The organism is Rahnella sp. Larv3_ips, assembly GCF_003697865.1.
Taxonomy (GTDB): domain Bacteria; phylum Pseudomonadota; class Gammaproteobacteria; order Enterobacterales; family Enterobacteriaceae; genus Rahnella; species Rahnella rivi.
In genome coordinates this window covers 447994-463910 of the sequence record NZ_MJIB01000021.1, presented here as the reverse complement: position 1 = coordinate 463910, position 15917 = coordinate 447994, and the positions used below count along the sequence as shown (strand labels likewise).

Sequence of the window (15917 nt, the reverse complement as noted above, 5' to 3'; positions counted from 1 at the left end):
GAGGAGATGAGAAGATCGTGGCGGGAATTTCAGACAGGAAAAGGGAGGCCGAAGCCTCCCGGATAGTGCATTAAAACGCCCTGGTGAAGGCGGTACTTCTCTAAAAATTACTTAATATTCAAGGTTACATCGATGTTGCCACGGGTGGCATTGGAGTACGGGCAAACCTGATGTGCTTTGGCCACCAGCGCTTCTGCGTCGCTGCGTTCAAAGCCCGGCAGAGTGATATCAAGCTGAACTTCGATACCGTAACCGCCCGGGATTGCCCCGATACCCACCGCGCCTTCAATTTTCGCGTCAGCAGGGATCTTAATTTTTTCCTGCGCTGCCACGGCTTTCAGTGCGCCGAGGAAACAGGCTGAGTAACCGGCAGCAAACAGCTGCTCAGGGTTGGTACCGCCGCCCATGCCGCCCATTTCCTTTGGTACACCCAGTTTGACATCCAGCACGCCGTCGTCAGAAACAGCGCGGCCGTCACGGCCACCGGTTGCAGATGCATGAGCACGATACACAACTTTTTCGATAGACATATTTCGTTCCTTTTCGGGTCAGATGACTGAATGACAAGAGTGATGTAATCAGAAATTTATACACGATTTAATCGTGCGCTATGTATTAGATACTAGCAGACAAATTCGAAAGCGCACGTCGGATTTATCTGCTTGCTGCAATAGGTACCATCAATCACCGAAAGCGGCGGGCAACACCTCGCCCGCCGTTCAGGATTTGTCTTTCAGATTCTCGCGCAAAGATTCGAGCTGCTGTTTGAGCGTCATCATTTCACTGAGCTCGCACTCGGTCGCACACAAAATCGCTTCAGGAATGCCCTGAGCTTTCTCGCGCAACTGCCTGCCCGCCTCGGTCAGGGTGATGATGACCTGGCGCTCATCGGCTTTCGCCCGACGGCGCAGCAGTAAACCGGCGGTTTCAAGGCGTTTGAGCAGTGGCGTCAGCGTCGCCGAATCCAGAAACAGCTTGTCGCCGATCTCAGAGACGGTCACTTCGTCGCGCTGCCAGAGAACCAGCATCACCAGATACTGCGGATACGTCAGCTCCAGCTGGCTGAGCCATTTGCGGTAAACCTTATGCAACGCAAGATTCGCGGAATACAGTGCGAAACACATCTGTTGATCCAGATGCATGCGGTTGGGCGTGGAATCGTTGTCTGTTTTCATGTTCATGCCGCCAATCTATATAGCGCGCGATATAATCGCAATCGCTTTCTGGGGGAAATATCCGCTGACGCCAACAGTGCTGGCGCCCGGCAATCAGAATCCGTTCACTCTGTGCAACAGATAAGGATAAAACGGATTCGACGATACGCGCATCAGTTGATCCATACTGACGACCAGCGCGCCGTTTTCACCGCGGGCCGCCAGTGTACCCAGCCGGATGCCAAACTGTGCCGGCCCCTGAGGAGTACGGCCATACAGTGAATCATCTGGCGGGAACGGCAGCGCAACGTGCGAAAGCGAGAAAAATTCCGCGGGATAATCCAGCCCCAGCGGCGTCGTCACCACGGCAGTCTGACCTGCCGCCGTGATCTGCGCGACCGTCGCGGCCTGATCGGGCGCCGCATTGGTGATCACCGTGGTCTGGTATCGCCGTGGCGCGGGCGGAAGTAAACGCCCTACCGCCGTCTCTGACGCCACCCGCAGCAGCGGACCGACGTACGCGCTGCGGTTAATATCAAACAGCACCAGCTGGCTGCCGTTCGCAGGCAGCTGATTAAACAGCGCCGTCACGACTGCCCGGCTACTGACGGTGGAATCAACCACCGACTGGAATGCCAGCACCGGCGGTAACTGCGCCAGCTTGCCGGATTGCGCATCCCGGGTGATTTGCTGCTGCAACACATGGGTCAGCAGATAAGACTGGCGGGCAGCTTTGACCGGAAACGAGTTGTATTTAAACGGATTGAATTCCGGCATCAGGTTCAGCCAGGCGGTTTTGGCAAAGGCCGGGAAAATCGCAGGCCAGCCTGCATATCCGGCAAAGCGCGCGAAGCTCGTCACGCCGATCATCGGGGAAATCAGCACCACGCGGGAAGGCCGCACCAGCGCGGAGTCATCAAGGGAATCCAGCGTATATTTCATCGCCAGCGCGCCGCCGTTTGAAAAGCCCACCAGTTGCAGCGGCACATCCGGCCCGGCGACACGGCGCGCCTCGCGCACCGCCAGCCGCGTTGCCGCCATCCACTGCTCCCAGTCCACCCGCGTCAGGCCACCGGGCACCGTTCCGTGGCCCGGCAGGCGAATACCGACGGCCACGAATCCGCGACGGCGATAATCCTGCGCTATATGGCGCAGGCTGTAAGGGGAATCGGTCAGGCCGTGCAATAACACCACCGCGCCGACCGGTTTGCCGTCAGGCATCAGCTCATAAGACCGGTTCCAGTCCTGTGCAAAATGCTCAGGGTAAATCGGGCTGCGGTCGTAATAGCGGTTAAGCGGAATACGTTCTTCGGCGTCCAGCTTGTCCGTCACTTCCTGCTTCACTTCAAGAAATGCCTGCTGTTCCGCGCGTAAATACGCCGCCCAGTCACTCTTATCCAGCTGCTCCGCACTCAGTTCGTCCGGTACCAGTTTGTGCCACGGCTCAAGCGGCGGCCCCTGCAAGGCGTCATAAGTGCGCACAGCCAGAAGCGTAATAATCACCAGAATCAGCGCCAGCAGCAGCTTTTTCAGGCGTACATAGAGACGACGAAGTTGCATTAATTAGGGGTTTCCTCTGGCTAATGTTGCGAGGTATGCACCAGCCTCTGCCAGGCACATTACTGCGCAATGATGGATCGTTTTCTGGACATGAATCCGCCCGCTTTTCTGCAAAGAATAATAAATCATCAGTTCATACAACTGTATACCGGAACCTTTATCGGGCCACGTTTATCTTTTTCCTGCGGGATATCGCGCAAATTTTCGCCCCATTTTTGCTCAGTTGCCTTGCGTGCGTGGTGCAACAAACGTACAACGCTTTCACGCGATAAATAATAAATCATTTAAAATCAACAAATAATGATTTGGCACGGCCCTTGCTTAAGTGAATTCAATCTTGTGTACCAGATGGAATTCAACCTATGACCGACGCCTCACATTCTACAAGCTCACCTTATCGCGGTTTTACCTTGCGGGACTGGCAACAGCATTATCGCACTGCGCCGGGCAGCCTGCGCACCACGCTGTCGATGGTGTTGGGTAGCCTGAGCCCCGCCGATAACGCCTGGCTTTATCGCGCCAGCGCCAACCAGCTTGAAGATCAGATTGCGCATCTGGAAAGCCTGCGCCAGAAGGCCGAAGGCTCGCTGAAAGACCTGCCGTTGTTTGGCGTCCCCTTCGCCGTCAAAGACAATATTGATATTGCCGGCTGGCCGACCAGCGCCGCCTGCCCGGCGTTCACTTACACCGCCGAAGCCGATGCCACCGTGGTCGCGAACCTGAAAGCCAAAGGCGCGATCGTCATCGGCAAAACCAATCTCGACCAGTTTGCCACCGGTCTGGTGGGAACCCGCTCGCCGTTTGGTGCCGTGCGCAACACCTTCAACCCCGACTATGTCAGCGGCGGCTCCAGTTCCGGGTCGGCCTCCGTTCTGGCACGCGGCCTGGTGGCCTTTTCCCTCGGGACCGACACCGCCGGCTCGGGCCGTGTCCCGGCCGGATTCAACAATATCGTCGGGCTGAAACCGACCAAAGGCTGGCTGTCGAATACCGGCGTGGTGCCTGCGTGTCGCCTGAATGACTCGGTGTCAATTTTCGCGCTGACCGTGGCCGACGCGCAGACCGTCGCCCATGCTGCGGGCGGATACGACGCCACGGATGCCTATTCGCGCCGCAATCCGCGCACTGCGCCGGTGGCAATTTCGGCTCATCCACGCTTTGCGGTGCCGGACAGCCTGGAATTCTTCGGTGATGCGCTGGCTGAATTTGAATTCGATCAGGCACTGGAACGCCTGAGCAGCAGCGGCGTCACGCTGGTCCCGGTGGATTTCACGCCGTTCCGTGAACTCGCGGAGCAGCTGTATTACGGCGCATGGGTGGCGGAACGTACGGTTGCAGTCGGTCAGATTTTCGAAGAAAACCCGGAAGCGATGGATCCGGTGGTGCGCGGCATCGTCGCCAGTGGTCTGAATTACAGCGCCTGCGATGCCTGGCGTGCCGAATATTTACGCGCAGAGCTGTCGCGCAAAATCAATCTGGCGCTGGAAGGGTTTGATGCGCTGGTGGTGCCGACCTCACCGACCATCCGCACTCAGGCAGAAATGGCGCAGGAGCCGGTGCTCTACAACTCGCAGTTCGGCATTTACACCAACTTCACCAATCTGGCGGATTTGTCTGCTCTTGCGCTGCCCTCCAGCCTGCGCGCCGACGGCCTGCCCGCCGGGATCACCCTGGTCGCCCCGGCCTGGCACGATGATGCGTTAGCCAGTTTTGGCCGTCAGTGGCAGCGCAGCCTGAGCCTGCCGCTGGGCGCAACCGGGCTGGCGATGAAGCCCGAAGAATTCATGATCTCCGCGCCGGTCAGTGCTGCCAGCGTGCGCGTCGCCGTGGTTGGCGCGCACCTGACCGGCATGCCGCTCAATGTCCAGCTCACCAGCCGGAACGCGGTGCGCGTCGAGCAAACCACAACCGCCGCGACCTACAAACTTTACGCCCTCGCGAATACCACGCCGCCAAAACCGGGGCTGGTACGCGCCGGATCGGGCAGCGCGATTATCGTCGAACTCTGGGATATCCCGCTGGCACGCTTCGGGGAATTCGTCGCTGAAATCCCGGCACCGCTGGGTATCGGTTCGCTCGAACTGGCCGATGGCCGCACCGTGAAAGGCTTTATCTGCGAGCCGTGGGCGATTAGCGAAGCCACAGACATCACTCATTTTGGCGGCTGGAGAAGTTATATCCAGAGCCTGAATTCACCGGTCAAAAGCTGAGGGCGCGCACATGTTTACTACCGTGTTAATTGCTAACCGTGGCGAAATTGCCTGCCGCGCCATCCGCACGCTGAAACGTCTGGGCGTCACCAGCGTGGCCGTGTATTCCGATGCCGACCGCAATGCACCGCACGTTACGCAGGCGGATATCGCCATCGCGCTGGGCGGCGAAAAGGCCAGCGAAAGCTACCTGATGATCGACAAAATTCTGGCCGCCGCGACAGAAACCGGCGCGCAGGCGATTTATCCGGGATACGGCTTTTTATCCGAAAGCGCGGAATTTGCCGATGCCTGCGAAGCGGCGGGCATTGCCTTTATCGGGCCAACCGCCGGGCAAATCCGCGAGTTTGGCCTCAAGCACCGCGCCCGTGAATTAGCCGGTGCCGCAAATGTGCCGATGACGCCGGGCACCGGTTTGCTCGCAAGCCTGGAAGACGCCGTGAAAGCGGCCGCAGACATCGGTTATCCGGTGATGCTAAAAAGCACCGCTGGCGGCGGAGGCATTGGCCTGACGCGCTGTGACGACGAAGACGCCCTGCGCGCTGCGTGGGACAGCGTGAAGCGTCTCGGCGAGCAGTTTTTCCGCGACGCCGGGGTGTTTCTGGAGCGCTTTGTCGACCGCGCCCGTCACGTCGAAGTACAGATTTTTGGCGACGGCAAAGGCCGCGTGGTGGCACTCGGCGAGCGCGACTGTTCATTGCAGCGCCGTAATCAGAAAGTGGTGGAAGAAACGCCTGCGCCGAACTTGCCGCAGGCCAGCCGCGAAGCGTTGCATCGTGCTGCCGTGGAGCTGGGCGAATCGGTGAATTACCGCAGCGCCGGAACCGTGGAATTTATCTATGACGCCGCGCGCGACGAATTTTATTTTCTCGAAGTAAACACCCGTTTGCAGGTGGAGCATCCGGTCACCGAAATGGTCACCGGTTTGGATCTCATCGACTGCATGCTGAAAGTCGCCGCAGACGAGCCGCTGGACTGGCCTGCGATGGAAAAAGCCCCGCAGGGCGCGTCGATGGAAGTGCGCATTTACGCCGAAGATCCGCTGAAGAATTTCCAGCCAAGCCCCGGCGTGCTGACTGAAGTGTTCTTCCCCGAAGACGTGCGCGTCGATGGCTGGGTGTCTACCGGCAGCGACGTGTCGGCGTTTTACGATCCGATGATCGCCAAACTGATTGTTCACGGCACCGACCGTCAGGACGCACTGGCAAAAATGTCGGCCGCGCTGGCCGCCACGCGCCTGCACGGCATCGCCACCAACATTGATTATCTGCGTCAGGTGGTCGCCACGCCGGTGTTCCGCGACGGCGACATGTGGACGCGCATGCTCGACAGTTTTGCTTATGCCCCCAACGCCATCGAAGTGATCGCGCCCGGCACCTACAGCAGCGTGCAGGATTATCCGGGGCGTCTCGGTTACTGGGATATCGGCGTGCCGCCGTCCGGCCCGATGGACGATTTTGCCTTTCGTCTCGCCAACCGCATTGTCGGTAATCATCTGGATGCCGCCGGTCTGGAATTCACGTTACAGGGACCCACGCTGCGTTTTCATTGCGACGCCATTATCGCCCTGACCGGCGCGCGTTGCCCGGCCACCATCGATGGCGAGCCGGTTTCTTACTGGCAGCCGGTCGATGTGAAAGCCGGTCAGACGCTGACGCTGGGCCGCGCCACGCAGGGTTGCCGCACCTATCTCGCCGTGCGTAACGGTTTCGACGTGCCGGTGTATCTCGGCAGCCGCTCGACCTTTGCGCTCGGGCAGTTTGGCGGTCACTCGGGCCGTACGCTGCGTGTCGCCGATATGCTGACCGTTTCGCAGCCGGAACTCGCGGCCTGCACCACGCCTGCGCCGGTGGGTTTACCGCAGGCGGCAGCCGAAAACATCGTGCCGCCTTACGGCGATATCTGGAATATCGGCGTGCTTTACGGGCCGCACGGCGCACCGGATTTTTTCACCAAAGCTTCTATCGACACTTTCTTCGCCGCCGAATGGCAGGTGCATTACAACTCCAACCGCCTCGGTGTGCGGCTGGTTGGCCCGAAACCGCAATGGGCGCGGCAGGACGGCGGCGAAGCCGGGCTGCATCCGTCGAACGTACATGACTGTGAATACGCCATCGGCGCGATTAACTTCACCGGCGATTTCCCGGTCATTCTGACCCGCGACGGGCCAAGCCTCGGCGGTTTCGTCTGCCCGGTGACCATTGCCAAAGCCGAATTGTGGAAAGTCGGCCAGGTAAAACCGGGCGACAAAATCCGTTTCCATCCGATCAGTTTTGAACAGGCGCAGGCGCTGGAACTGGCGCAGCAAGGCACGCTCGACTCGCTGATGCCGATCAACGCCATGGCGCTGCCGGTGCCGTCGCTGCTGCCCGATACCACCGCCTCCGCCACTATTCTCGCGGCTTTACCGGCGACAGCCGATCGTCCGTCGGTGGAATACCGCCAGGCTGGCGACGGCTACGTGCTGATTGAGTACGGCGATAACGTGCTGGATCTGGCGGTGCGGATGCGCATTTACCTGCTGATGAACGCCATTAAAGCCGCCGGTCAGGAAGGCATTGAGGAGTTGTCGCCGGGCGTGCGTTCGCTGCAAATCCGCTACGACAGCGGCGTGCTGCATCAGACGGCGCTGCTGCAACATTTACTGACGCTGGAAAACAGTCTGGCCGATATCAGCCAGCTCAAAATCCCCACCCGCATCGTGCACATGCCGATGGCCTTTGAAGATTCCGCCACGCTCGGCGCGGTCGAACGCTATCAGCAGACCGTGCGCGCCGACGCGCCGTGGCTGCCGAATAACGTCGATTTCATCCAGCGCACCAACGGGCTGGCGAGCCGCGACGAAGTGAAAAACATCATTTTCGACGCCAGCTATCTGATCCTCGGGCTGGGCGATGTGTATCTCGGCGCGCCGTGCGCGGTGCCGGTCGATCCGCGCCACCGCCTGCTCAGTTCCAAATACAACCCGGCGCGTACGTTCACCGCCGAAGGCACGGTCGGCATCGGCGGCATGTACATGTGCATTTATGGCATGGATTCACCGGGCGGCTATCAGCTGGTGGGCCGCACGCTGCCTATCTGGAACAAGTTCCTGAAAAACGAGCAATTCAAAAACGGCGAGCCGTGGCTGCTGCACTTCTTCGATCAGGTACGGTTTTACGAGGTCACCGAAGCCGAACTGGACATCCAGCGCGAGGCGTTCCGCGAAGGCCGCGCACAAGTTCGTATCGAAGAAACCGAATTCGACTTTGCGCAATACACGCAGTTCCTTGCTGACAACGCCGCCGATATTGCTGAATTCCGCGCGAAACAGGCCGAAGCCTTTACCCGCGAAGTCGCGCACTGGCACGAAGCCGAAAGCGCCGCGGTGGAAGCCGCCGCCAACGCCGTGCAGTTAGCGGAAGACGACGCGGATCAGGACGGGCATCTCGTCAGCGCCGATCTGAACGGCAATATCTGGAAAATTCTGGTCGAGCCGGGTCAGCAGGTCGAAGAAGGCCAGCCGCTGATCGTCGTCGAAGCCATGAAAATGGAACTCTCGGTGAACGCGCCGTGCGCCGGCACCGTTCTGAAAATCAGTTGCCAGCAGGGCCGTCCGGTCGGGCCAGGTGATGCGCTGCTGTGGCTGGATTTAGCGGTTTAAGCGGGTTGAACCCACAAGGGACTCTTTATGCAACTGACTGACGCCAAATCGGCACGCAGTAAAAATAACCGCCCGGAAGGGCTGGCAGAACGTATTTATCAGCAGCTGAAAACCGACATTTTCAGCTTCCGCCTGCTGCCGGGCGATCGGTTCAGCGAAAACGACATCGCCGATCGCATGGAAGTCAGCCGCACGCCGGTGCGTCAGGCGCTGTTCTGGCTCGAACGCGAAGGTTACGTCGAAGTGTTTTTCCGCAGCGGATGGCAGGTGCGGCCTTTCGATTTCGACTTCTTCGAACAGCTTTACGACCTGCGCATTGTGCTGGAACTGGAAGCGGTCAAACGCCTGTGCGCCTGTGCGCCGGCGTCTCAGCCCCTGCAACTGGCGGAGCTGAAAGATTTTTGGATAGACAAGCCACGGCTGCAAGACGGGCAGGCGGTATCGCGCTTTGACGAAGAGTTTCACATGACGCTGGTGGCCGCGGCCGGTAACGCCGAAATGGCGCGTATTCACCGCGAACTGACCGAGAAAATCCGCATCATCCGGCGGCTGGATTTCACCAAAGATGAGCGGATCAACGCCACTTATCAGGAACACGCGAGCATTTTGCTCGCCATCATCGGGCAACGCACTGAGGAGGCACAACGCCAACTACACGACCATATTGCCGTCAGTAAAGCCGAGGTGCGCAAAATTACCCTGCACATGCTGCATCAGGCCCGGGCGGAGAATAACGGAAATCTTCCGTCATGACTTTTTTAAACATTTTTTCGACTTTCTACATACCAGCGTTCTCTTAATCATCTTTTCATTTCGAGGGTACATCTATGCAACGTCGACGTTTTATTAAAGCCTTTGCTCTGTCCGCCACCGTAGTCAGCATGGGGTTAGCCTGGAGCGCGCAGGCAGCCGACACCATCAAAATCGGGATCATGCATTCCCTTTCCGGCACCATGGCGATTTCAGAAACGCCGCTGAAAGACATCGCGCTGATGACCATTGACGACATCAACGCCAAAGGCGGCGTGCTCGGCAAAAAGCTGGAACCGGTGGTGGTTGATCCGGCCTCTAACTGGCCGCTGTTCGCCGAAAAAGCCCGCCAGTTGCTGACGCAGGATAAAGTCGCGGTGGTGTTCGGTTGCTGGACGTCGGTATCGCGCAAATCCGTGCTGCCGGTGTTTGAAGAGCTGAACGGTCTGCTGTTCTATCCGGTGCAGTACGAAGGCGAAGAGATGTCGCCAAACGTGTTCTACACCGGCGCCGCGCCTAACCAGCAGGCCATTCCGGCGGTGGAATATCTGATGAGTGAAGACGGCGGCGCTGCCAAACGCTTCTTCCTGCTCGGCACCGACTACGTTTATCCGCGCACCACCAACAAAATTCTGCGCGCCTTCCTGCATTCCAAAGGCGTGAAAGACAGCGACATCGAAGAAGTCTATACGCCGTTCGGTTACAGCGATTATCAGACCATCGTTTCCAACATTAAGAAATTCTCCGCAGGCGGCAAAACGGCGGTGATCTCCACCATCAACGGCGATTCCAATGTGCCGTTCTACAAAGAGCTGGCGAATCAGGGCGTGAAAGCGACCGACGTGCCGGTGGTGGCGTTCTCGGTCGGTGAAGAAGAACTGCGCGGCATCGACACCAAACCGCTGGTTGGTGACCTCGCGGCCTGGAACTACTTCCAGTCCGTGGATAACCCGACCAACAAGAAATTCGTCGCTGAATGGAAGGCGTACGCCAGGGCTCACAAACTGCCTAACGCCGATAACGCGGTGACCAACGACCCGATGGAAGCGACCTATGTCGGCATCCATATGTGGGCGCAGGCGGTGGAAAAAGCCGGTACGACGGACGTGGATAAAGTCCGCGCCGCCATGGCCGGCCAAACCTTCGCCGCCCCGTCCGGTTTCACGCTGACCATGGATAAAACCAACCACCACCTGCACAAACCGGTGATGATCGGCGAAATCGAATCCAACGGTCAGTTCAACGTGGTCTGGCAGACCGACAAACCGGTCCGCGCCCAGCCGTGGAGCCCGTACATCGTTGGGAACGATAAGAAGCCGGATACCCCGGTGAAAACTGCTAATTAGGAATGGGAGCCCAGGCACGCTGAGAGCTTGGGCTTGGCGTCCAAACTGCCTAAGACCTTGGGCTCGGCGTCCAAACTGCCTAAGACCTTGGGCTCGCCGCCCAAACTGGCCCAAAGGAGGCATAAACGTGCCTCCTTTGGAATCCTGCGTTTTTTCTCTGAGACACCGACAGCATCGCGCCATACAGGCACCGTGTTCCAGGAGCATCCGTTCTCGCCGCAAAATACCGCCGCGACGCGGTACCTTCGCGGCGGGTTCGAGCCATAGGTCTCGAACCTCTTGCTCAGCGGAATTTTTGAATGCGGCCTAATGGCTATGTAAGTCAAAAAAAATAGCAGAGCAGGTCTGTTTTGACCTTAAAAATGCCTCAAAGGCGCACTCAAAACGGCGGCGAATGAACGGTGAGAAACCGCACGGGTCTTTTTCCGGGCGGGTCCGAACCTGAAATGAGAGCACCGCGCAGCGGCGCCGTTTGCGCCGTGAACGGAAGTCTCTGAAACACGTTCCCTGCCAGCAGCGATAGCTGTCGGTGTCACAAACAAAAAGGCGCGGGATGTCCAGAAGGGGCGCGCCTTGGCGCTCCTTCTGGGCGGGTGTGGGCTGCAGGCCCACGGTCTTAGCCAGTTTGGGCGGCGAGCCCAAGGTCTTGGCGGGTGTGGGCTGCAAGCCCGCGGTTTAAGCCAGTTTGGGCGGCGAGCCCAAGGTCCTGGCGGGTGTGGGCTGCAGGCCCACGGTCTTAGCCAGTTTGGGCGGCGAGCCCAAGGTCTTAGCAGGTGTGGGCTGCAAGCCCACGGTTTAAGCCAGTTTGGGCTGCAAGCCCGCGCTCCCAGAGGTATTACTTTTATGGCGAAAACATGATGAAAACTTTACTTCGATCTCTGTTTTTCCTGCTTGGCTGCCTGCCATGGCTTGTTCACGCCGGTCCGGCCAACGATTTTGCTGCCGCCAGCCGCAGCCAGCAGGCCACGTTATTGCAGCAATGGGCGGCAGATCCGCAGCCGGAAAGGCTGCCGCTGCTCGAGGCGCTGAAACAGGAAAACGTCGTCATCGACGAAGCGAAACACGCATTCACACAGAATGGCGATCAGCTGACGCCGCTGGAAGGCGACGTTAAACCCCAGGGCGAAGCCAAAAAAGTCTGGCTGAACAACCGCCTGCGAATTTTGATCGCCAATGCACTTTCCGCGCACCGTCTGGTGAGCACCGACAGTACCGTTCGTTTGCAGGCCGCCAAAGCCTTACAGCGCGACGCGCAGGCCGACCAGTTGCCGCTGCTGACCCGTCGTCTTGAGCTGGAAAAAGACAGCACGGTGCACGATGCCCTTTCCATCGCGCTGGCGAATTTACAGCTCGCCGACGCCAGCCCGCAGGTGCGCCTGAAAGCCGTTGAGCTGCTCGGCACCTCGGGCGATCCGGATACACAAGGCCGTCTGCAAAGCCTGACCGACCCGAAAACTGAGCCAGATGCCACAGTGCGTAACGCCGCGCTCACCAGCCTGAAAGCGGTGCAGCATCGTCTGCTGATCGGCGATTTACTGGGTCAGGCGTTTACCGGCTTGTCTCTCGGCTCAATTCTGCTGCTCGCCGCGCTGGGTCTGGCGATCACCTACGGTTTGCTGGGCGTGATTAACATGGCGCACGGCGAAATGTTAATGCTCGGCTCTTACTCGACCTACATGGTGCAGTCGCTGTTTCAGCACTACGCGCCGGGGCTGCTGGCGCTGTATCCGCTGGTCGCGCTGCCGGTGGCTTTTTTCATCACCGCCGGAATGGGTATGGCGCTGGAGCGCACCGTCATCCGCCATTTATATGGCCGTCCGCTGGAAACCCTGCTGGCGACCTGGGGCATCAGCCTGATCCTGATCCAGGGCGTGCGCGTGCTGTTTGGCGCGCAGAACGTCGAAGTGGCGAATCCCGGCTGGCTCTCCGGCGGCATTCAGCTGCTGCCCAATCTGGTGCTGCCGTACAACCGCATCGCGGTGATCATCTTCGTCTTGCTGGTGCTCGGCCTGACCTGGCTGCTGCTCAATAAAACGCGGCTCGGCATGAACGTGCGCGCCGTGACGCAAAACCGTGCGATGGCGGCCTGTTGCGGCGTGCCGACCGGCCGCGTGGATATGCTGGCGTTCGGCCTCGGCTCCGGCATCGCCGGTTTAGGCGGCGTCGCGCTGTCGCAGCTGAGTAACGTCGGGCCGGAACTCGGTCAGGGCTACATCATCGATTCCTTCTTAGTCGTGGTGCTCGGCGGCGTCGGGCAACTGGCTGGCACCGTGGTGGCGGCCTTTGGTCTGGGCATTGTGAACAAAATTCTTGAGCCGGAAATCGGCGCGGTACTGGGAAAAATCCTGATCCTCGCGCTGATAATCCTGTTTATCCAGAAACGTCCGCAGGGACTCTTCGCCTTCAAAGGCAGGGTGATTGACTGATGAGCCAGCCGCTGACGATAACCGGCGTACAAAAAGCGCCGAAGATTGCGATTTCTGTGGGCACGCTGGTGCTCATCCTCCTGATTGTGATGCCGTTTCTGGCGCTGCTGCCCGCCAGCAACCCGCTGGCGATCTCCACTTACACGCTGACGCTGGTCGGCAAGATCCTCTGTTATGCGATCGTCGCGATCGCACTCGATCTGGTCTGGGGCTACGCCGGTTTGCTGTCGCTCGGTCACGGTTTGTTTTTTGCGCTCGGCGGCTACGCGATGGGCATGTATTTGATGCGCCAGGCCGCAGGCAGCGGGCTGCCGGACTTTATGTCGTTTCTGTCGTGGACCGAACTGCCGTGGTTCTGGGCGGGTACCCAGCATTTCGCCTGGGCGCTGTGCCTGATCGTACTGGTGCCGGGCGCGCTGGCGTTTGTGTTCGGCTATTTCGCCTTCCGTTCAAAAATCAAAGGCGTGTACTTTTCGATCATGACGCAGGCGCTGACTTACGCCGGTATGTTGCTGTTTTTCCGCAATGAAACCGGCTTCGGCGGCAATAACGGCTTCACCGGTTTTACCACCCTGCTCGGCTTTCAGGTCACCGCCACCGGCACGCGCGTGGGATTATTTCTGGCGACGGTTCTGGTGCTGGTCGCCAGCCTCGCGCTCGGATTCGCGCTGGCGCGCAGTAAATATGGCCGCGTGCTGACGGCAGTGCGCGACGCCGAAAACCGGCTGATTTTCTGCGGCTACGATCCGAAGGGTTTCAAGCTGTTCGTCTGGACGATTTCCGCCATGCTGTGCGGCCTGGCGGGCGCGCTGTACGTGCCGCAGGTCGGCATTATTAACCCCAGCGAAATGTCACCGACCAACTCCATCGAAGCCGCCATCTGGGTGGCACTCGGCGGGCGCGGCACGCTGATCGGTCCGGTCATCGGCGCAGGCATCGTTAATGGCGCGAAAAGCTGGTTCACCGTCGCCATTCCCGAATACTGGCAATTTGTCCTCGGCGGCATGTTTATTCTGGTGACGCTGTTCCTGCCGCAAGGCGTGATTGGCCTGCTGCGTAAGAGGAAATCCTGATGAGCCCGATGACCATGACCGAAGACCTGTTTACCCAGCCGCACCTGGCGGACCGCCACCGCGCACAGACCGATCCGATTTTGCAGCTGGAAAACATCAACGTCAGTTTTGACGGATTTAAGGCGCTGACCAATTTGTCGCTCAACATCGGCGTCGGTGAACTGCGCTGCGTGATCGGCCCGAACGGCGCAGGGAAAACCACGCTGATGGACGTGATCACCGGCAAAACCAAACCACAAAGCGGCCGCGTTTATTACGATCAGCGCACCGATCTGACGAAGCTGGATCCGGTGCGCATCGCGCAGTCCGGCATCGGGCGAAAATTCCAGAAACCGACGGTGTTTGAAGCGCTGACGGTGTTCGAAAATCTGGAGATCGCGCAGAAAACCAATAAATCGGTATGGGCGTGCCTGCGCGCCAAAATGAACAGCGAACAGCGCGACCGCATTGATGAAATGCTGGGCACGCTGCGTCTGGCGGCGGAACGCCATCGCCCGGCGGGGTTGCTGTCCCACGGTCAGAAACAGTTTCTGGAGATCGGCATGCTGCTGGTGCAGGAGCCGCATTTATTACTGCTCGATGAACCGGCCGCGGGCATGACCGATGCCGAAACCGAATACACCGCCGAGCTGTTCAAACAGCTGGCGGGCAAACATTCGCTGATGGTGGTCGAGCACGATATGGGGTTTGTGGAAACCATCGCCGACCACGTGACGGTGCTCCATCAGGGGCAGGTGCTGGCCGAAGGTTCACTGCGCGACGTGCAGGCCAACGAGCAGGTTATCGACGTGTATTTAGGGCGCTGAGGAATCGCATTATGTTGCAGGTAAATGAACTGAATCAGTTTTACGGCGGCAGCCACATTCTGCGCGGCCTGTCTTTTGAGGCAAAAATCGGCGAAGTGACGTGCCTGCTCGGGCGCAACGGCGTCGGCAAAACCACGTTGCTGAAATGCCTGATGGGGCTGATCCCGGCGAAATCCGGCACCATCAGCTGGCAAAATCAGGTGATCAATTCCCGCAAACCGCACCAGCGCGTGCAGGCGGGAATTGCCTACGTCCCGCAGGGACGCGACATTTTTCCGCGCCTGACCGTCGAAGAAAATCTGCTGATGGGCCTGTCGCGTTTTTCCGGCAGCCAGGCAAAGCAGGTGCCGGATGAAATCTACCATCTGTTTCCGATCCTGCTGGAAATGAAACACCGACGCGGCGGGGATTTGTCCGGCGGCCAGCAACAACAGCTGGCGATTGGCCGCGCGCTGGCCTGCAAACCGAACCTGCTGATCCTCGACGAACCGACCGAAGGCATTCAGCCGTCGGTGATCAAAGAAATCGGTGCGGTGATTAAACAGCTCGCCGCCCGCGGCGACATGGCGATCCTGCTGGTCGAACAATTCTACGATTTCGCCGCCGAACTGGCCGACAGCTATCTGGTGATGTCGCGCGGCAGCATCGTCAAACGCGGTCGCGGAGAGGAAATGGAGGCCGAAGGCGTGCGGGGGCTGGTGGCAATTTAACTCTTCTTAGGATTGCACCCATTATTAATTTTGGCTGATAATAACTGAGTTCCGTACCCATCAGCCTTCAAATACATATTCAAAACTAAAATTAACATGCTAAATAATAACTTCTCTGCATGATCAATTATGTATTAATCTAATAACTATGGAGAGTAAATTGAGCCAGATCATCTAATAATAAAAACATAGTGAATTATATTGTAATATCAGCAACCATTGGGTATTAAAAGGCACAG

The 15917-nt window shown here is 58.7% G+C and carries 11 protein-coding genes; 8 read left to right on the top strand and 3 right to left on the bottom strand.

The features are described from left to right. Positions 1-107: 107 nt before the first annotated feature. The 3 genes from ED901_RS21660 to ED901_RS21650 form a co-directional block, all read right to left on the bottom strand. A complete protein-coding gene (locus ED901_RS21660; protein ID WP_122097196.1) occupies positions 108-530 on the bottom strand; it encodes an organic hydroperoxide resistance protein in 423 nt (140 codons plus the stop codon). A gap of 189 nt (positions 531-719) precedes the next feature. Then, positions 720-1175 carry a MarR family winged helix-turn-helix transcriptional regulator gene (locus ED901_RS21655; protein ID WP_056775757.1) on the bottom strand — a complete coding sequence of 152 codons (456 nt, stop codon included), beginning with the start codon at positions 1173-1175 and terminating at the stop codon, positions 720-722. A gap of 93 nt (positions 1176-1268) precedes the next feature. Next, entirely contained in the window at positions 1269-2714 is a 1446-nt protein-coding gene (locus ED901_RS21650; RefSeq protein WP_056775759.1) for a carboxylesterase, read from the bottom strand. 362 nt (positions 2715-3076) lie between these two features. Here ED901_RS21650 and atzF point away from each other — a divergent pair, with 362 nt between their 5' ends. The 8 genes from atzF to urtE all read left to right on the top strand — a co-directional run bounded on the left by atzF (position 3077) and on the right by urtE (position 15678). After that, positions 3077-4924, top strand: a complete 1848-nt coding sequence (gene atzF, locus ED901_RS21645; RefSeq protein WP_122097195.1) for an allophanate hydrolase — start codon at positions 3077-3079, stop codon at positions 4922-4924. A gap of 10 nt (positions 4925-4934) precedes the next feature. After that, positions 4935-8567, top strand: a complete 3633-nt coding sequence (gene uca / locus ED901_RS21640) for an urea carboxylase (protein WP_122097194.1) — start codon at positions 4935-4937, stop codon at positions 8565-8567. A 27-nt stretch (positions 8568-8594) separates the two neighbouring features. Beyond that, positions 8595-9320, top strand: a complete 726-nt coding sequence (locus tag ED901_RS21635) for a GntR family transcriptional regulator (protein WP_056775766.1) — start codon at positions 8595-8597, stop codon at positions 9318-9320. 74 nt (positions 9321-9394) lie between these two features. Next, positions 9395-10663 (top strand): urea ABC transporter substrate-binding protein, encoded by a 1269-nt coding sequence (gene urtA / locus ED901_RS21630; RefSeq protein WP_122097193.1) that lies wholly within the window; start codon positions 9395-9397, stop codon positions 10661-10663. 857 nt (positions 10664-11520) lie between these two features. After that, complete coding sequence (gene urtB / locus ED901_RS21615; protein WP_122097581.1) at positions 11521-13089, top strand: urea ABC transporter permease subunit UrtB; 1569 nt, start codon at positions 11521-11523, stop codon at positions 13087-13089. Beyond that, positions 13089-14162, top strand: a complete 1074-nt coding sequence (gene urtC, locus ED901_RS21610) for an urea ABC transporter permease subunit UrtC (protein ID WP_122097190.1) — start codon at positions 13089-13091, stop codon at positions 14160-14162. Before urtB ends, urtC begins: the two co-directional genes overlap by 1 nt. Before the next feature lie 8 nt (positions 14163-14170). Next, positions 14171-14968 carry an urea ABC transporter ATP-binding protein UrtD gene (gene urtD / locus ED901_RS21605; RefSeq protein WP_056777157.1) on the top strand — a complete coding sequence of 266 codons (798 nt, stop codon included), beginning with the start codon at positions 14171-14173 and terminating at the stop codon, positions 14966-14968. Positions 14969-14979: 11 nt separating this feature from the next. Further along, positions 14980-15678 (top strand): urea ABC transporter ATP-binding subunit UrtE, encoded by a 699-nt coding sequence (gene urtE / locus ED901_RS21600; RefSeq protein WP_122097189.1) that lies wholly within the window; start codon positions 14980-14982, stop codon positions 15676-15678. Positions 15679-15917: the final 239 nt, after the last annotated feature.